This window comes from Filifactor villosus, assembly GCF_042652965.1.
GTDB lineage: Bacteria > Bacillota > Clostridia > Peptostreptococcales > Filifactoraceae > Filifactor > Filifactor villosus.
On sequence record NZ_JBHSHL010000008.1, the window covers coordinates 1 to 18,076 of the forward strand.

At 45.4% G+C, this 18,076-nt stretch carries 15 protein-coding genes and 1 pseudogene; 9 read left to right on the forward strand and 7 right to left on the reverse strand.

All coding sequences use genetic code 11. The features are described 5' to 3' along the window. The 7 genes and pseudogenes from ACFO4R_RS02420 to ACFO4R_RS02450 form a co-directional block, all read right to left on the reverse strand. On the reverse strand, window positions 1–268 hold a 268-nt coding region (locus ACFO4R_RS02420), incomplete at its 3' end, for a transposase (RefSeq protein WP_379787402.1). Between the two features lie 155 nt (window positions 269–423). Next, window positions 424–789: pseudogene (locus ACFO4R_RS02425) on the reverse strand (thioredoxin family protein); the annotation flags it as partial. Between the two features lie 88 nt (window positions 790–877). Next, window positions 878–1,825, reverse strand: coding sequence for an NAD(+)/NADH kinase (locus ACFO4R_RS02430; RefSeq protein WP_379787403.1), 948 nt, complete (start codon window positions 1,823–1,825; stop codon window positions 878–880). A gap of 274 nt (window positions 1,826–2,099) precedes the next feature. Beyond that, the gene (locus tag ACFO4R_RS02435; RefSeq protein WP_379787404.1) at window positions 2,100–3,110 is read right to left on the reverse strand and encodes an SPFH domain-containing protein; all 1,011 of its coding nucleotides are present in this window, start codon (window positions 3,108–3,110) and stop codon (window positions 2,100–2,102) included. A 635-nt stretch (window positions 3,111–3,745) separates the two neighbouring features. Then, a complete protein-coding gene (locus tag ACFO4R_RS02440) occupies window positions 3,746–4,678 on the reverse strand; it encodes an NUDIX domain-containing protein (RefSeq protein ID WP_379787405.1) in 933 nt (310 codons plus the stop codon). 873 nt (window positions 4,679–5,551) lie between these two features. Further along, on the reverse strand, window positions 5,552–6,295 hold the full coding sequence (yaaA, locus tag ACFO4R_RS02445; RefSeq protein ID WP_379787406.1) for a peroxide stress protein YaaA: 744 nt from the start codon (window positions 6,293–6,295) through the stop codon (window positions 5,552–5,554). A gap of 195 nt (window positions 6,296–6,490) precedes the next feature. Further along, a complete protein-coding gene (locus ACFO4R_RS02450; RefSeq protein ID WP_379787407.1) occupies window positions 6,491–7,939 on the reverse strand; it encodes a tryptophanase in 1,449 nt (482 codons plus the stop codon). A gap of 636 nt (window positions 7,940–8,575) precedes the next feature. Between ACFO4R_RS02450 and ACFO4R_RS02455 the strand changes: the two genes are divergently transcribed. From ACFO4R_RS02455 to ACFO4R_RS02495, 9 genes are all read left to right on the forward strand, one after another. Continuing rightward, complete coding sequence (locus tag ACFO4R_RS02455; protein WP_379787408.1) at window positions 8,576–9,583, forward strand: YhdH/YhfP family quinone oxidoreductase; 1,008 nt, start codon at window positions 8,576–8,578, stop codon at window positions 9,581–9,583. A gap of 1,237 nt (window positions 9,584–10,820) precedes the next feature. Further along, a complete protein-coding gene (locus ACFO4R_RS02460; RefSeq protein ID WP_379787409.1) occupies window positions 10,821–12,014 on the forward strand; it encodes a pyridoxal phosphate-dependent aminotransferase in 1,194 nt (397 codons plus the stop codon). Between the two features lie 170 nt (window positions 12,015–12,184). Continuing rightward, window positions 12,185–12,511 (forward strand): hypothetical protein, encoded by a 327-nt coding sequence (locus tag ACFO4R_RS02465; RefSeq protein ID WP_379787410.1) that lies wholly within the window; start codon window positions 12,185–12,187, stop codon window positions 12,509–12,511. Window positions 12,512–12,913: 402 nt separating this feature from the next. Further along, a complete protein-coding gene (tsaB, locus tag ACFO4R_RS02470; protein WP_379787412.1) occupies window positions 12,914–13,597 on the forward strand; it encodes a tRNA (adenosine(37)-N6)-threonylcarbamoyltransferase complex dimerization subunit type 1 TsaB in 684 nt (227 codons plus the stop codon). Beyond that, window positions 13,594–14,052, forward strand: coding sequence for a ribosomal protein S18-alanine N-acetyltransferase (gene rimI, locus ACFO4R_RS02475; protein WP_379787414.1), 459 nt, complete (start codon window positions 13,594–13,596; stop codon window positions 14,050–14,052). The genes tsaB and rimI overlap by 4 nt, the downstream gene beginning before the upstream one ends. Continuing rightward, window positions 14,039–15,055 carry a tRNA (adenosine(37)-N6)-threonylcarbamoyltransferase complex transferase subunit TsaD gene (gene tsaD / locus ACFO4R_RS02480; RefSeq protein ID WP_379787415.1) on the forward strand — a complete coding sequence of 339 codons (1,017 nt, stop codon included), beginning with the start codon at window positions 14,039–14,041 and terminating at the stop codon, window positions 15,053–15,055. Before rimI ends, tsaD begins: the two co-directional genes overlap by 14 nt. A gap of 616 nt (window positions 15,056–15,671) precedes the next feature. After that, window positions 15,672–16,379: a ComF family protein gene (locus ACFO4R_RS02485; protein ID WP_379787416.1), complete on the forward strand. Its 708-nt coding sequence runs from the start codon at window positions 15,672–15,674 to the stop codon at window positions 16,377–16,379. 174 nt (window positions 16,380–16,553) lie between these two features. Beyond that, a complete protein-coding gene (locus tag ACFO4R_RS02490; protein WP_379787417.1) occupies window positions 16,554–17,045 on the forward strand; it encodes a DJ-1/PfpI family protein in 492 nt (163 codons plus the stop codon). A 327-nt stretch (window positions 17,046–17,372) separates the two neighbouring features. Continuing rightward, complete coding sequence (locus tag ACFO4R_RS02495; protein ID WP_379787418.1) at window positions 17,373–17,963, forward strand: L-2-amino-thiazoline-4-carboxylic acid hydrolase; 591 nt, start codon at window positions 17,373–17,375, stop codon at window positions 17,961–17,963. Window positions 17,964–18,076 lie beyond the last annotated feature (113 nt).

Below are 18,076 nucleotides of genomic sequence, written 5' to 3' on the forward strand. Positions count from 1 at the left end.
CCGTTATGAGTTCTGCAAGGATATATTCCCAAATGTGGTTGTCACACCATCGTTTATATCTGCGATGGACCGCATTGAACTTACCGTATTGAGGAGGGAGATCTCTCCAAGGAGAGCCGGTTCTTATGATCCATAGGCAGGCGTTGACAAACACCCTGTTGTCATTGGCGTTTGATCCACCTCGTTTATTTAAGTGCTGTTTGATAATCGGTTCAATTCTATTCCACTGTGCATCGGTTAAATCATGTCTATTTTGTAGTTGTTCCATCGTATAAAACCTCCTCTGTTTTATACGAGTATCTCACATTTTTTACGTTTTGTAAAGTATTGCGTAGACACGCTCTAAATAAATACTCTCAAGAAAATCAGAATTCATATACAGTGATTCTACGATGACTTTTCGAATTATGCGGTGTTCCCCTGTCAATATGTTTCAAGTCCCTCCCCCATCTGCTCTATACGGTAGCGAAGTTCCTCAAGGGCGATGATCCGAGCCTGCCTGTGTACCTCTCTCCCCTCTCGGAAGAGCAGGACGACGGGCACGGTAAAGATATTGAGACAGCCTCGGATCGAAGGAGTTTCGTTGTAGTCGATCTCGTAGGCCGGCAGCTTCATCTTCCGTGAAAGTTCTTCGACCTTGGGCTTGTCGCTGTGGCAGATATTGCATCCTTCCATACCGACATAGAGTAGAAAGAAAGGGTGCTCCTTCTTTGTTGCTTCCAGTTCCTCCGTGCTTTTCATCTTCTTCATTAAAATCTCCTCCTTGCTCTGATACCGTTCAATACTATAATCCGTTTGATACTACTACCCGTTTAAATTTACGGAGATCAGTCTATTTGACGGATGAGGTCATATCGAAGTTTCGACTTCCCTGACATTATACCACAAGATGGCCCCTTCTGTCCGCAACGGTGATGCAGGCTTCCATTCCCGAGGAGAATTCCAAAAAGTCTTTTTCGATGCCGTCGCTGAAGATAACGCCGTTCTCCGGCATGTAGGAGATAAGACGAAGAGAACGCCTGCCGTCTATGGAGCCGAAGACACAGCTGACACCCGAACTTCTGCTTGGAAAGGGCTCTCGCACGGAGAAGATCAGTTCGGGGCTGTCCCAGTTCAGGGAGGGCGAAGAGTCTTTGAATACGGTTTCGGCTTGTACGGGTAGATGTTTCGCTCCGTTTACGATCCCGAAGGCTCCGCAGAGGATACTTTTCAGCCAGCCCGTACTTCCGAGGCCCGTTGAGACGATGATACCGCTGGAGGACTGGAGTTCTTCCGTTTTGTCGAAGAAGAGCCTGTACTTGGCGGAGGTATGGCTCTTGGGACCGATGAAGAGGTCGTTGACGGCATAGAGATATTGTCCATTTTTCAGGCTTGCCTTTGCCATGGTAATTTCCCGGATTTCCCGTTTTTCTCGGAGAATATCGGGGAGGAGTTTTTTGAGCGAGGAAGGATCGAAGGGGAGGAGGACACCGTCCCACAGTCTTTTGTCCGGATTGATGCCTATGACCTTCTGTGAGGTAAGGTATTTCATCGTATTGGCAACCAAGCCGTCCTGACCTACGACTACGATGATGTCGTCCGATCCGAACAGGAAGTTCGGGAGGTAGCGACGCTCGATGACTTGGACCCGACCTTTTTCTCCGAGGATGCGGAGAGTCTGCTCAAGCGAACGGCGGTACTGCCGATGTTGGCGTTGGTACTCTTCAAAGTCCTCGCCGAGGTGAGTCACATAGAAGCGGGCCTGTTCGAGGGTGTTGTATCTTTTGATCAGCTCCTCCAAGAGGGTTTCCCTTGTGATCACAACAAATTTCAGGTCATCTTTCATCTTCCTTCTCCTTATACAATTCTCCGTTTGAAATATCGTATTTATAGGCTGTATCATTATCAAAAAAACAATTAGGCTTTTATACTTCAAAGCGTTTTATCCGTCAATTTTAACAGATAGGGAACCACGGCACAAAGGCAAGCTTTTGATTTTCATCCGGTTTTATAAGATACGAAAGTTATATCAATATTTTTAAGAATCTCATCCTTTGTATAGCATTGGTTTTGTTCTAATTTTTCCAATTAGGGGGTATCTCTAATAGTAGTATAAGTTGCTACTTGTTCATCAACTCCGTCAACAGATCGGGCGAAACGTTCAGTTGTCCTATCGCTCCCGCTTTTTTGGCAAGTTCTCCGAAGGCTACCGCGATAAGGCGGTTGGAATCCATGCCCATGCTTGCAAGGGCACGGAGGACTTCGTGATCGGTGCCTTCCAAGGCCTGCATGGTGCAGGACAGTTCGTAAGCCTTGGCTTGGGCCTCGACACGAGTGTTCTCACAAGAGAGCTCGATCAGTTCCCTTTTTTTCTGTTCCAGAATGATATCCGCCTGCACCTGCTGCTCTTTCAAGTGGTTTTGTTGTTGTTGCAAGCCCTGTTTTGCCTTGAGTTTTCGCTCTTCGATCTCCCGTTTTTTCTCTTCGATGGCGATCTCGGTGTTGTACTCGTTCTCTCGGACGCTCCTCTCCTGTTCGATGGAAGAGTTGCGACGGGCGTAGATGGCATCGTCCGAGGCTTTGAGGATCTTCTCCCTTGCCTCCGCTTCCAATGCGCGAGCCGTTTCGATATTGGGTTTGATCCCCAGGATGGAGAGGTCCAAAACCGATATACCCAAGTGGTTGAGCTGTTCATCCGCCCTTAAATCGTTCCAAATAAGGTTTTTGATCTCTTCCCGCTGTGTAATTGCGGAGTGAAGGGGGAGTTTGCTTACGGTTTTGTTGGTGGATACCGCTACGGCGGTCTTGATTTTTTTGGACAGGTTTTCCATTACATCGGAAATATAGCTCTTTGCATTGGGTTTTAGGGTAAAGTTGAGATATTTTGAGATCTTCTCCGGATCATCGATTCGAAATGCTACACTTCCTTGGATGGTAACGGTTTGGAAGTCGAGGGTGGTTTCTTCAAACATAAAGGTTTCGTCACTCACATCGGTCGGGATCTTGATAATGCTCTCGGAGGCACTATAGTACCAAAAACTTATCCCTGCTCCTTTACGAACGGGTCTACCTTTTTTGTAAAGAATTACATAGTCGTTGGGTTCAAACTTCATATACTTTATTCCGAACATGTTTCTCCCCTCCTTGAGGATATTATACTGTGGTTTCAGTACCTTGTATTGCCATCTGTTTAAATTGGACGATTGTACGTCTGTTGTCTTATGAATCCGTATACTAAAACCTGATGGAAATGCCATGATAATAAGAGGTATCCTTGCGAAACGATTTTCTGATAGAAGTGCCGGGAGGGAAACATATCTCTTTACCGAAAAATCCTTTGGAGGATGATATGCTTCCAAGCCTTCAACCTGTTAATTCGAACAGAATAAGAGTATAAAAGACACTCTTATACTTTTTTTCAATAGAAAGATGGCTGCATCCGACTTGGATCTGTCAAAACAAAACGTTTCAGGTCTGAAGAAATAAAAGCCGTTGATGTCAACTGTTCAAATCAATAGCAGTATTACAGATAACGCTCGGTATTAAGTGAATAATAGTATTAAATGCGTATCGATTATACAATAAAGTTCCGACCCTAAACTCAGGGAAGAGGCGTATCATTCGAAAAATACAGCACGACCTATTACAAACGAAAAGCAAGGTTTGCGAAAGTGTCCGTTTCACGGCCTCATTGTACTTTCTGAAACGATAGAAAGAGCACATCGACAGAAAACCGTCTTGCCGGATCATCGTCTTTCCGTCAGCATCAAGAGAAGCGGTTGACAAATCGATACAGACGCGAAGGCCTGTGAGCCGCATCTTTTTTGTAGTTGTCGGTTTCTTCGACCATAGAAGCGATTTTGCGCCGAAAGTTGGCCTTGAGCAGTTTTTGATCAAGGATGAGCTCATATACCTGCTGTAACTGTGTCAGGGTAAACTCTTCAGGCATTAGGCAAAAAGCGATATTGTCGTATTCAATTCTCTGACGTAGCCTTTGAAGGGCATGAGCGATGATTTTTGCATGATCGAAGGCAAGGTATTCGTCTTTGAGGATGTGCATACTACGTCGCACGATACCTTCCTCCAAGATAATCCTGGTTTCGACATGAACTTCAAAGGAGTTTTTTTCACAGGTGAAACAAAGAACATCGACCTGCCGGATCTCTTCGCCCCTATCGGTGTGAGAAGAGGAGTTGGAAAGTCTCTTCATGTCGATATCGAACCAACAAAGAGAGGCCTTGTCTCCGGGAAGAGAAAGACAGCCCTGTCTCAGCAGAGCCAGATAGGAGACGCTGATGATCCGCAGGCGGGGATCCCTTTCTTTTTCGCCCCAAGCGTAAAGTTGGTCGAGGTAGGCGGTTGGTACCGCGGTCTTCTCCTTCATAATTCGACGGGCGGCATCTTCGAGATCTTCTTCCATGCCGACGAAGCTCCCGGGAAGCGCCCACCTTTCTTTGAAGGGGTGATGTTCCCTCCTCATCAGAAGGAGTTTCAGTTTTTTTTCTTCGTTCTTACGATGGTTTCCGCTTGCTTCCTCATCGACGGTAAACAAAGCGATGTCGACGGTAACCGAGGGTTTTTCGTAATCCGAGGAACGATATTGTTCCAAGAACTCCTTTTCGGTCAGCAAGTCCTCCTGAATAGGAAGAGGGGACTTGGGAGACTTGCTCCGGATAGTATCTTCCTGTTTTTTGCTCATCTTTTCCTCCTTTCTGCAATCTAAGACGACACCGTACAAAGACAAACTGTCCGATCTTTCTTTGAGTTTATAGAAGTATGGAGATATCTATGTTTCGACCACGGATCACTGATATCAATGGTGTAATGAATAGCAGTATTACATCAATCGGGATCGCTATACTTATTATCTTTATGATATTATCATAAAGATAATAAGAGTTTTTGTCAAGAGGGAAAGATCAAATTTTTTGACGGAGAGATAGGGAAACCTCGATGGAAGAAGGGCGGAACAAATCTCAAAAAAGTATTTCGGGTGCGTAGAGAACAAGTAGCAGCATAGTACTATTCTCCGATAGAAGTATGGATATATCTATTTTTTTCGACTACAAAATATGGTTCTATCTCCTATTGCTCACAGATTGTTTATAACCACAACTCAAAAGAATAATAGTATAACGCTTCGATCGGACTTCGGTATAGACAGCAAAAATTGACAAAAAATCGGGTCGGACGGTATTTATCCGTGCGACCCGATTCCTATGATTTTTCGTATCTGAGTTTTTGTCGAAGTTCCGCTCTTTGTCAAGGTGGGGAAAGTTTTCTGTTTAGGGAAGACCACGGATCTTTCGATGGTTCTCCGAGTTCCCGAAGCTTTCCTCAAAAAAGTTGTTGGAAATGTCGATTTCACAAAGGTTTCTCGGTGTCAGGGAAAGACTGCACAAAGGCAAATTCCTGATCTTCCTTCGAGTTTATAAAACACTAAAGCTTGTCAAATCAACATCTTCGGGAATTTCATCCTTTGGGCGGAGTTGATGTTGTGATGATTTTTCGAATTGTACGATATAGCCTTAGACAACGAGATATCCCTTTGTCGGGCGATTACCTATGGATACTATTCTTTCTTTACAAACACATAGGTTGATGTGTTGGAGTCTTCTTCGCTGTACGCGTAGTCCGAGTCGAAGTATTTGAGCTGCTCCGGCTCCGTGATTTGATTTTCCGCCATAAAGCGAACCATCCGTCCTCTTGCCATCTTGCACATCGTTCCCTTTTCAACGATTTTGTCCTTTATCTTTTCGCCGAAAACACAGGTGATAAAGCGGAAGTCCTTCGGCAGATGTTTGGATACGATCTTACTGTATTCGAGGGAAGCGAGGTTGATGATACAGTCGGTCTCCTGCACAAGACGCTCCGCAATGCGTCCTCCCCAAAACTCATAGAGGTTCTTGCAGGTATTGATACGGAGTTTGGCCTGCATCTCAAGACGGTAGGGCACGACACCGTCAAAAGGGCGAAGAACTCCGTAAAGACCGGAAAGGATTCGCAGATGCCTCTGTACATAATCGAGCTGTCCCTCTTCAAAAATCTGAGGAGCCATATATTGATACTGGATGCCCTCGTAGGCAAAGAGGGCGGGAGTCAGGTTCTTTTTGAGATCCGTTTCTTGAAGTCTTTCATAGTTTAAGGCGGCAATGTTCTCGTTTGAATGATAGAGTTCTTTTAATTCTTCCTTGCTCAGGGTTTGGAGCAGGGTCTTAATCTCCTCGGCTTCATCGAGAAAAATAGGAAGGCCTGTTGCTTCCAAACTGTCGTTGTCGACCCTCATTTTTTTTGCCGGAGAGATAATAATGTTCATAAGAAGTCCTTTCTTTCAAGAGATCTTATCCGAAGAGGTCATATACCTGTTCTTTTGCATGAAACTTTTTGTAAGAGGATGATTTTTTGCCGACAGCAGCTTCGGAAATTTCAATCTCATTGTACTATAGATCTGTGTTGAGGGCAAGGACTTCGCAGCAACAAAGAAGGAGGGTCGTAAGATCGGTCGGTTTTTTTAGAGGCTGTCACCGAAGTCTTCGCGGAATTTCTCAAGAAGTCTCTGTGGCCAATCTCCTTTGGCTTTGAGACGTCCGAAGAAAAATCTCAAGATTTCGGGCTCGTCCACCCATTCCAATCCTCCGACGAGTGTTCTGTTCTTATGCAGCCATTCCAAACGGTCGACGACGAACATTACATGGGATACGCTGAACACCCTTCTCGGTAGGGCCAGCCTCAAGAGTTCCATATCTGCAAGGGGTTCTATGCCGTTTTCGTCCCTCTGCTCCGACAGGGTACCCCGTTCCATTCCTCTCGCACCGCTGACGATGAAGAGGGCCGCTGCCAAAGCACCGGCGGGATATTCTTCCTGAGGAATGTGTTCAAGAAACTTCATGGCGTTGACATGGCAGCCCAGCCCCCCTGAGGGAGTAACTGCGGGAAGACCTCTTTTGAGCAGTTCTTTGACCATAAATTCAATAAAGATGGGGCCTTGGGAGATGACATCTTCGTCCATGGTCTCCTCCAGACCTACTGCCATTGCTTCCATCTCGCGGACGGAGATTCCGCCGTAGGTTAAGAATCCTTCAAAGAGGGGGATGAGACCCTGCATTTTTTTGAAGAGGGCCTCATTCGAGGTGCAGATACCTCCTCCTCTGGCACAGCCCAGTTTTCTTGCCGAGAAGTAGATGATGTCCGAGAATTCGCCGATCTTCAAGCTGATTTCGTTGATACTCATGGGGTGGCAGGACTCCTCCCTCGTCTTCATAAAGTGCAGGTTGTCCGACAGGAGACTTGCATCGAGGACCAAGGGTATCTTATTTTCGCGACACACCTTGCTGACCTCTTCCAAATTCTTCAGTGAGAAGGGTTGACCTCCAATCAGGTTGGTTCCCGCCTCCATACGAACAAAGGAGACATTGTCGCTTCCAAGCTCTGATATTCTTCTTTTCAGCAGTTCGATATCCATATTTCCTTTGAAGGGAAAGTCGGAGTTGAGGATCCGTCCTTCCTTGCCGATCAACTCCTCTACTTGTCCTCCGGCAAGCATGACATGGGCCTTGGAGGTCGTGAAGTGGTAGTTCATAAGCACGGTCTGCTGCTGTTTTACAAGGCTGCGGGATATGATGTGCTCGCAGGCTCTGCCTTGGTGGACGGGGAGGAAGAACTCGGTGCCGAACATTTTTCGGACCGAGGATTCGAGGCGGAAGAAGGTCTCGGAGCCGGCATAGCTGTCATCGGCCTGCAACATTGCAGCCTGTTGTTTGTCAGACATGGCGTTGACACCGCTGTCGGTGAGCATATCGAGGAAGACATCTCTGTTTTTGAGAAGGAAGGTGTTGAAGCCCGCCTCTTCCATGGCTTCCAATCTTTTTTGGGGTTCGAGGAGGTTCAGATTTTGAACTACTCTCGCCTTATGCATTTCCAGGGGAAAACTTTCGTTTGACATCCATTTGATTTTTTTCATTTTTTCTTAACACACGACTTTCGTGTGCCCTCCTTTTTCAGTATTTACATCTCTTCTTGGATGTATGGTGTTATGGTTTCATGCAGATAGAGCTCCAAATTCTGCAATCGAACCGCTTCTTCAAACCTTTACACGAGTTTTCATCGGCGGTTGGATCAGGTAAGGATATGAAGCTGTAAGCAATGAGGAACCTCCTCATGTTTATCACCTCCGAATTAAGGGTACAAAAAAACCACTATCGATAAATTCCCGACAGTGGTTGGTATCTGAAACAGCTATACTACTACACACTTACGGGCGCACGCAAAATATTGCTCGCCCATAAACCGTTACAGTCTTATGAGACAGAGCATTTTGTATAGTAGTAATAATAGTATGTTGTTTTTAAAGTAGTGCGAAGCATCTTATACCTCTCCTTAAAAAATATTTTGTCCATCGTACCACTGCTCGGATCAAAAGTCAAGAATTTTTTGAATAAAAGGACAATTTTATTTTTTGAAGGATGGATGAGCTTGATTATGTGAGATGGGCATTGTTCCGCAAAAAAGATAAAAACTTCGGTTTTGATAAGGCTTGGATGAGAGCGGATCGTGAAGAGGTGGAAACAAACCGGCAAAGGATATAGGAGGTCAAAGAATGGATAAGGATTTGAAGTTTAAGGCAATGGTGGTAAGAGAGGAAGCGGAAGAGATCGCGTTTCGTGAGGAAGAGATCGGTTTCGAGGCTTTGGATGAGGGAGATGTGGTAATCAAGGTCGCATACAGCTCGGTAAATTTTAAGGATATGTTGGCCGTTCAAAAAAACGGAGGGGTCATACGCTCCTATCCTATGATTCCGGGTATCGATCTTTCGGGTACCGTGGTATCTTCAAAGACGGCTGAATTTTCGCAGGGGCAGGAGGTCCTGGTCACGGGTTACGGAACCGGTGTTTCACATACGGGAGGTTTTTCTCAGTATGCTCGTGTTCCTCATGAGTGGGTCATCCCTCTGCCGGAAGGGCTTTCCATGAGGGAGGCGATGGTAATCGGGACTGCGGGACTTACCGCGGGATTGTCGGTTCAGGCCTTGGAAGAAGCAGGAATGTCTGCAAAGAATAAGCCTGCTGTCCTCGTGACCGGCGCCAGCGGCGGAGTGGGAAGTGTGGCCCTTCCCCTGCTTAAGGTACAGGGTTACGAGGACCTTAAAGCCCTTGTACGCAAAGACTATCAGAAAACCCTTGTGCAAAAATTGGGAGCAACGGACATCGTTGAGCCGAGTGACGTTTTTTTGAAGGAAAACCCTCTGCTTCTCAAGAGTCGATACGACTACATCCTCGATACCGTCGGAGGAGAAGTGGCCTCTCATCTTCTTCCTCAGCTCAACTATGACGGAGCGATGTCCATGTGTGGAAATGCGGGTGGGATCAAGTTCTCAACGACGGTACTGCCCTTTATTCTGAGGGGGAACAAGGTGTTGGGAGTCGATTCCGTTCAGATCGATCGGGAAAAACGCCTCAAGCTTTGGAAGAGGTTTGCCGACGAATGGCATATTATGGATGCCTTGGAGGTAAATGAAATAGGTCCGGAAGAACTTCCGGAAACTCTTGTTAAACTGAAGGAAGGAAGACATCAGGGACGCACCGTTGTCAATATGAGCTCTTGGTAGGATCTGTGTCGAAGGAGGATGTAGGCGGGAGATAAAGAGAGGTTTTTCTGCCCATATACAGGAGTTTCCTACGAGAGTTATGAGAATTATCGAAACGCCGACGGGGCACACAATGAATCTCCATCGTTTGGTAAAGTGTGGGGAAACTTCAAAAAGTTGTTGCTTGTGCGAAGAAGGTTGTATATCGTTTCTTTCAAAAATGCGACATTGAATCAGGAGGGGGCCGTCGTTTTCAAACACTATTAGGATACAACGGTTTCAGGCGAAGATATCCTTTCCGAGGGTGGAAGGTCATTGGATCGCAGCATAGATACCGCTCCTCAGTTGAGATCGACTTGTCTGCAAAAATGCCACACGATTCAAAAAATCAGCGTAAAATCAATGTTACAGGAAGGATGCGTCTCTTGAAGCTACGGATTTGACAAACTTCGATTTCCTGCAAAACCATAGAAAAATCAAGAGTTCACCTTTGTGAAGTCTTGCTCTGATCTTCAGAAGCAGTCCCTTGTGAGAGGGAGAACTGTTTCTGAAGATTTTTATTTATACTATTCTTGGATCAAAATTTGGATATATCTGTTTTTCAACCTACAAAAAATTGGTTTATCTTCTGTGGGTCACGGATTGTTTATATCCATCGTTCAAAGGAAGAATGGTAGGAGTGTTTATCCAAGAAGACAGATTGTAGGAACCGGATTTCAATGATGTGACAGGTCCCCGGAAAAAAGGGTGGGAAAACATCTGCTCTGATATCTTGAAGTCGATTGAGTGCAGAGGGATAACTACAACGCGGAATCGTGGACTTGAGCTTGAACACAGACGGTGAAACGGAAAGAGGCCTGTGCTTCCTGTATGAAATTTGGAGGATGAACTGCAATTTCATTTTGTTTATGATAGAATAAGAAGATAAAGAGTCCCGGATACAGGAAGCCTTCAAGCTGACTGAAAGCAGGACTTGAGAAAGGACTCCGACCGGAGTTGATTTAAACCGGGAACCGTCTGAATAAGCAGTTGCCCTACCTTCTATCCCTGAAATAAAGACAAAGGGTATTTGAGGAGAGTGTCTTTGAGGGTGCTTGTTTATATGGGGCAATAGCCCGTAATTCTCAAATCATTCCTCTGACAAAGGGTTCTTTTTTGCAAAGAGAGTGAGAGGAGAATTTTGGGGCTTTTGGAGATGTTCTTACGGTTTTTTGTTGAAGGAAGCAGGAAATTTCAAACAAGAAGAGGAGAAGATACCATGGAATATTCAAGAAAGTATCAACAGATCTCGCCCTCCGTTACAATGGCGATTACAGCAAAAGCGGGAGAGTTGAGGGCAAAAGGCATCGATATCATAAGTTTCAGTGTAGGAGAACCCGATTTTCCGACACCGTTGAACATTCGAACGGTGGCACAGGAGTATTTGAAGGACGGACATATCCAATATACCGCCGCATCGGGTCTGCCCGTGCTCAGAGAGGCGATCGCCAAGAAGTTGAAACAGGATAACGGTCTTGACTACAAGATCAGCGACATCATCGTATCCAACGGAGCGAAACACGCACTTCGTAATGCGGTCGAAGCGATCACCAATCCGGGAGATGAAATCATCGTGCCCAGTCCCTACTGGGTTACCTATGCGGAACTTGTCAAGATGTCGGCGGGAGTACCCGTCATCGTTGAAGCGAAGGAAGAAGATGAGTTTAAGGTGAGTGCCGAGCAGATGGAAGCTGTTGTTACGGACAAGACCAAGGCAATCATTCTCAACAGCCCCTGCAATCCCTCGGGAGCGGTCTATACCAAGGAAGAACTTGAACAGATTGCGGACTTGGCAATCAGACGAGATTTGATCGTGATTTCCGATGAGATTTACGAGAAACTGATCTATGACGGAGAGCATATCAGTATTGCAAGCTTGGGAGAGGAGATTAAGGATAGAACCGTTGTGATAAACGGAGTATCCAAGGCCTATGCGATGACGGGATGGAGGATTGGTTACACGGCATCTAATTCGCAGATTGCCAAGATCATCTCCGGAATGCAGAGTCATACGACATCGAATCCCAACACCTTGGCACAGTATGCGACCATCGAGGCCCTGAACGGAGATCAAAGCACCGTAGAGGAGATGAAGAGGGAGTTTGAACAAAGACGGGATCTCATCATCGATCTGATCGAGGAGCTGCCCTACGTCAGTGCGAGAAAACCCAGAGGAGCCTTCTACGTTATGCTCAATATCGAAGCATGTAAGGGCAAGTCCTACAAGGGAAGGAAGATCACGGATTCCCTCGTATTCTCGGAGCTGATTCTCGAATATGCCAATGTGGCTTTGGTTCCGGGAGCGGCCTTCGGAGTGGATGACTTTGTGCGTATTTCCTATGCGACCTCGAGAGAGAAGATAAGAGAAGGAATCGATCGTATCGCAGCGGTGCTGAAAGAGTTGGAAGATTAGGATAATACCGTATAATTTGAAATCGATTTTGCTTGCCTGCACCTGTTCTCGAACAGATTCGTTTGATAGAATTTCTGTATTTCAGGAAACTGCGCAAAGGTCATTTTATCTTTGTGAGGCGGTTTCGCACGGTCCGGGTTACAGAGAGCAGACAGAATGGAGGAGATAGAATGAACATAGGGTTTAACTATAGAAAGACCTTGTCTTTTCTTGCGTTTTTTATGGTGCTTGTCATCCCTATTTGGGCGATCGTATTTTTTGGAGGCTTGATCCTTGACTTTGACATCACGCCTTATCTGTGGATAGGGTTCTATGGATGCCTTCTGTCTTGCTTTGTATGGAAAAAGCGAGGATGGAAGGTTCTGGCGATCATGACCAATCTTCTGCCCTTTGCCTTTCTGTGCTTCGGTTTTCTGATGGGAGGTTTGGCAGGTCCTGTATATCTGATTTTAAAAGCGATCCTGCCCTTTGTCCCTTGGAAATTCATCCTATTTTGAGCGATATGCCGGACTTTGTCGTCCAAAAGGTCGGTACAGCTTGCAACCTAGATCGGTGTATTGATACATGGAATGTTTTTATTGCATAGGGAAGCATCATGTCATTTACGGAAACGGACCAAATCCCTTTTTTGGATAAATACGTTCCTAAAAGTGTACATTTGGCAGAGTTTTTGTATTTTGGAAAACAAGAGAACGATACTCTTGTATCTTTGAGCGGGACTTTCTCCACACGGGTTGTGCCATGAACTCTTTTGAATCAGAATGGAACGGTGAAAGAAGGATGAATATGGATATGTTTCCACATCGAGTTCGTGGAAACGAAATGGAAAACGATGTCGGTCGGGTAGTTGTTGACAACATCAAACAAGGGAATGAATACGGATTATGGAAGGAAGGTATATGAAGATACTGGGAATCGACACGTCCACGGCATCGCTGAGCGTAGCCCTTATGGTGGACGGTGTCTTAAAATACGAATTGAATCAAAACCATGCCCTCACTCACAGCGAACGACTTATGCCCTATATCGCAACGATGATGGAGGCAATCGGCTGTTCAATGGACGAGGTCGACAGGTTTGCCTGTACGGTAGGTCCCGGATCGTTTACGGGAGTAAGAATCGGGGTAAGCGTCGCCAATGCGTTTGCTCTTGCACTGAACAAAGAAGTGGTGGGGGTATCGACCTTGGAGGCGATGGCATATTCCCATCGCTTCTCCGAGGATGTCCTCTTGGCAACCACCGATGCGCAGAGGGGCAACTTCTATGCCGCATTTTACAAGCGGGATGAGGAACACCCCGAAACCCTTAAGGTCCTGGATGAGGAGGCTGTGCTGTCCGTAAAGGATCTGGAGGAGAAGATTGTTCAATATCCGCAGGTAATTCTGATTGGAGATGCGGTCAAGCTGTGGGAAGATGTTCCGAGCAATGTGGTCAAGGCCCCCTGTGATCTCCGCTTTCCGCGAGCTTCTTCTGTCTGTCTGCTTTCTCTCCAAAAAGAGGGGAAGGGCTATATTGAACCGGTCTACCTGAGAAAATCCCAGGCGGAACTTCAGTTTGAGGAGAGGACGGGAAAGAGCCTATGATATACTTTGAGAGGATGAAGGAAGAGCATGTGGAGGAGATCTATGCGATGGAGAAGATCTGCTTTGCCGTTCCGTGGAGCAGGGAATCGCTTTATGCCGAGCAAAAAAGAGAAGAGGGGCGTTATATTGTCGCCCTCAAGGATGGCAGGGTTATAGGCTACGGAGGTTATTGGAAGATCGTTGACGAAGGCAATATCAACAATATAGCCGTACACCCTGAACAGAGAAGGTCTGGAGTGGGAGGGAAGATCATAGAGGAGCTTTTTCGATTGGGGCGAGAGGACGACCTGCAACGCTTCTTTTTGGAAGTCCGATCCTCCAACGAACCGGCGAAACGTCTGTATCGTAGAAAAGGCTTTGAGGTCATCGGTATGAGGCGGGGATATTACTCCGACAACGGAGAAGATGCGATTGTAATGAAGAAGGAGCTGTTGGAAGAAGTTGAAAGAAGTTAATATATTGGGAATCGAAAGTAGTTGCGATGAGACGGCGGCAGCGGTGATTCAAGATGGGCGGATCATCCGTTCCAATATCGTTTCAACGCAGATCGAGATACACAAAAAATTCGGAGGGGTCGTACCTGAAGTTGCCTCCCGCAATCATGTCGTCGACATCAATCGTGTCGTGGAGGAGGCAATTCAAGTCTGGGGCAGACCGATTTGTGAGATCGACGGTATTGCCGTGACTTACGGTCCGGGTCTTGCGGGAGCCTTGCTGGTCGGTCTGTCCACGGCAAAGGCCCTCTCGTTTGCCTTGAACAAACCCCTGATCGGTGTCAACCACATTGAGGGACATATTGCTGCCAATTATCTTGCCTTCGCCGAATTGAAACCTCCTTTTATCTCCCTGATCGTATCGGGGGGACATACACATATCGTGGAGGTACTCGGCTACAATGAGTTTGAAATCTTGGGCAAGACCAAGGATGACGCTGCGGGAGAGGCTTATGACAAGGTGGCACGTGCCATCGGCCTCGGTTATCCTGGAGGTCCTCTGGTAGACAAACTCGCCGAAAGAGGAAGAAATGTTATAGACTTTCCCAAGGCGTTTTATAAGGATGACAACTATGATTTCAGTTTTTCGGGGTTGAAGTCTGCGGTGCTCAACCATATCAACTCCGCAAAAATGAAGGGAGAGTCCGTTGTTGCCGAAGATATCGCCTGCTCGTTCCAGGAGACGGTAGTCGACATCCTGCTCAATAAGGCTCTCAAGGCAGTCAAGGATAGGGGTTACACCTCTCTCGTGTTGAGTGGAGGAGTATCAGCGAACTCAAGGCTGAGGCGGAAGATGGAGGAAGACTGTGAGAGGGAAGGGATTACCTGCTACTATCCGCCCCTATCGCTCTGCACGGACAATGCGGCGATGATTGCGGCAGCAGGCTATTACCATCTGATCGAAGGCTATACGAGCGACCTCAGCCTCAGTGCAAGACCCAACCTTAAGATAGGGCAGAGGTAGAAGAGGAGTCGAACATCCTGCAAAAACAATTGGGGGAAGATTTTCTCAAGACGGGGTAGTGGCGAAAGAGCGGGCAACTCAGGTTCTTCGGTCTTTTGGAGTATCCGATTTCGCAGCGAAGCAACGATGAGTCGATACCGCACAAAGCAACATCCTGTTTTTTTTGTTGTCACGTTATTCGGTAGAGTATCCTGTAAGATGGAAACCGGCAAGGACCTTAGCTTTGGTAGGATACTGTTATTCGATAGAAGAGAGGTCATACCGACTCCGGCGACTGCGAAAATCCGTTTTGTTTCTTAATGATACTACTATTCCTTTGAATAATGGATATCAACGATTTGCACTCCATAGAAGAGAAAACGAATTTTCGTGGTTGCAAAACAGATATAACCATACTTCTATCGAAGAATAGTATGAAATACAAAGCAGTGGAAATCAATGATTTAAATAAATCACGGTAGCAGTGTTGCTTTGTGTTTTGCAACTGTACGGGATCTCCATAACAGACAGGGCGGTAGACGGATAATCGAAAATCCCTTTTGTGTTTTATGGAACCAAGAAACAGAGCTTGTTTGGACACAACGATCGGAGAATATCGTGAAAGAAGGTAGGAAGGATGGAGAAGTGGCTGAATATCCTAGGAGAGGCGGTGTTCCCCTCCAACATCAGTTGTATCGGTTGTATGCAGAGTATATCCAAGCAAAATCCCTATTCTCTCTGCCACTCCTGTTATAAAAACATCGTGTTTACCGACAGTGTATGCCGACATTGTGGACGACGGACGGTGGAAGAAGGTTACTGTTACTGTACGGATGAACGCTATTACTATGACAGTGTTTCGACCGTGATGGCGTACAACAGTTTTTCACAGAAGCTAGTCTACCGCTATAAGTACGGGCAGAAGACCTATTTGGCGGAGTTTTTTGCCGAACTACTCGAAGAGAAGATAAGAAGGGAGGGCATGAGCTATGACTACCTTACTTATGTTCCGATTCATCCCGCACGAATCAAGACCCGGGGTTTTCACCAAGTCGAACTTATGGCTGAAATGCTTGGTGAAAGGCTGGAGCTTCCCGTCATCGACATGGTTATACGAAGAAAGAACACGCCCTTCCTCTCCGAGAAAAAACCTTTCGAGAGGATGTTGATCCTGGAAGAGGCCTTTGAGCCCAAGGAGATCGTACTCAAAGAGAACAGCCTCATCCTCCTGCTCGACGATATCATAACTTCGGGGGCGACCCTGAGTTTGACGGCGAAGGCGATAAAAAAGAGGATCCCCGATGCGACGGTGGACGCAATGGCGGTATGTAATGCGAGGACCTGATACTTTATCCCTCGAAAAAAACAGGATCGCACAAAGGGTGAAGTGCTTGTTGAACGGTAATTGTTTAGAGGATTTAATTTTATTGGGAGCATTAGGAGTCGGTTTTATGGTTTGTAGGATTATATGAACGCTCGAAAGGTAGAAAGATGAATAAAGAATGGAGTGTGTAAAGCTATGAAAAAAATTGCAATTTATATGTACGATACAGCACCCATGTTTGAAATTTCAATAATAGCATATTTGTTAAACACTCAGTATGAAGTTTGTATTGTTACAGACAATCTACCCATTATAAAAACATCAGAAGGAGTGTTTATAAAATCAAATTTGTATTTGAATGAAATCAATGTTGATGAATTTGATGGCTTAATAATTTGTGGCGGTGAGTATAGTAGATATAATAATGATCGTATACTTGAATGTATAGATGAGTTTAGGAATAAAAATAGGCTTGTAGCTGGAATTTGTTCGGGCAGAGATTTGGTAAATCTGGCATTAAAAGAAAACTATACTATTAGAGATACTGTTGAATGTGTATGCGACAATGTAATTTTCAGCTCTCCGAATAAATATGCTATGTTTGGAATTATAGTTGGCAAACATCTTGAAATATACGAAGATGAAGATGATTATAACGAAACTGTGGAGTTTTTTGTTTCTAAATAGAGATATTAAAATAACATGGAATCTTGTTAAGATTATAGCGGTTTATCTTCTATGGGGCACAGATTGTTTATATCCACAACTCAAAAGAATAATAGTATTATCTCTATACCTCCCATACACCTGATATTTTAATCGGGTTTCAGTATAAAAATATTTTTCATAAGAAAATGATAATATTTTTCATATACTTTGCATAATCCTATCTTTTTATGATACACTTTAGATAAGGACATTGAGAGAGAACGACAACAATTGAGGATGGAGCTCTCTATCGGAACGGGAACTCACTGAAATAACAAGAAAGATTGTATCAGGGGGTGGAGTAAAATGAAATTCAAAGATTTTTATGCTTCGGACTTGAATGTGCAGGTTCTGGAACAGTTGGATGCGGGATATGCAAAGAATATGAAAACTATGCTTGATTCGATCCAACGAGGCCCTTGGAGCAAAATGCAAAAAAAGAGACAAAAAAGCAGCATCCTGCCTAACATCTGTCTGTATAAGAGTCTTGTGGAACTCGGAGTTTCCAAGGAGGAAGCTAAAGAACTTGTTAAAAAACGTGCCTTCTATCGAGCGGGAAAGGCTCATGGGGTTTTGGAGAAGATGTTTCATCTTCCGGGCTTTCCGAAGTTGTTTCGTACGATTATGAGAAAGTCGATGAGCGGTACCGACTTTTGGGACAGTAACATTCTTTGCGACAATAAGGAAGAGTTCGCGATAGACATAACCAAATGTCTGTGGAAGGATACCTGTGATTACTTCGGTACCCCCGAGATCTGTGAGATTTTCTGCCTGAGCGATCACGTTGTGTTCGGTAATATCGGCAAATTGGATTTCAAGAGGAACCGGACCCTGGGAATGGAAGGGGATAAGTGCGACTTCCTTTTTGAATTTAAAAAAACTTCAAACAAGCGATAACGGATAGGAAAAAAGTGTTGTAAGAAGAGGGAATCATCTTACAACACTTTTTTTGTATATAGAAAACCACACGTTAGACGTGTGGTTCCGAAAATGTTACACATTTGAACAAG

Bases quoted from the DNA above. Each gene is read 5' to 3' on its own strand.
- ACFO4R_RS02450 (WP_379787407.1), bottom strand. From the start codon at position 7,939: ATGAAAAAAATCAAATGGATGTCAAACGAAAGTTTTCCCCTGGAAATG.
- ACFO4R_RS02490 (WP_379787417.1), top strand. From the start codon at position 16,554: ATGAAAAAAATTGCAATTTATATGTACGATACAGCACCCATGTTTGAA.
- ACFO4R_RS02495 (WP_379787418.1), top strand. From the start codon at position 17,373: ATGAAATTCAAAGATTTTTATGCTTCGGACTTGAATGTGCAGGTTCTG.
- ACFO4R_RS02465 (WP_379787410.1), top strand. From the start codon at position 12,185: ATGAACATAGGGTTTAACTATAGAAAGACCTTGTCTTTTCTTGCGTTT.
- ACFO4R_RS02460 (WP_379787409.1), top strand. From the start codon at position 10,821: ATGGAATATTCAAGAAAGTATCAACAGATCTCGCCCTCCGTTACAATG.
- ACFO4R_RS02485 (WP_379787416.1), top strand. From the start codon at position 15,672: ATGGAGAAGTGGCTGAATATCCTAGGAGAGGCGGTGTTCCCCTCCAAC.
- yaaA (WP_379787406.1), bottom strand. From the start codon at position 6,295: ATGAACATTATTATCTCTCCGGCAAAAAAAATGAGGGTCGACAACGAC.
- ACFO4R_RS02455 (WP_379787408.1), top strand. From the start codon at position 8,576: ATGGATAAGGATTTGAAGTTTAAGGCAATGGTGGTAAGAGAGGAAGCG.
- ACFO4R_RS02430 (WP_379787403.1), bottom strand. From the start codon at position 1,825: ATGAAAGATGACCTGAAATTTGTTGTGATCACAAGGGAAACCCTCTTG.
- tsaB (WP_379787412.1), top strand. From the start codon at position 12,914: ATGAAGATACTGGGAATCGACACGTCCACGGCATCGCTGAGCGTAGCC.
- ACFO4R_RS02435 (WP_379787404.1), bottom strand. From the start codon at position 3,110: ATGTTCGGAATAAAGTATATGAAGTTTGAACCCAACGACTATGTAATT.
- ACFO4R_RS02440 (WP_379787405.1), bottom strand. From the start codon at position 4,678: ATGAGCAAAAAACAGGAAGATACTATCCGGAGCAAGTCTCCCAAGTCC.
- rimI (WP_379787414.1), top strand. From the start codon at position 13,594: ATGATATACTTTGAGAGGATGAAGGAAGAGCATGTGGAGGAGATCTAT.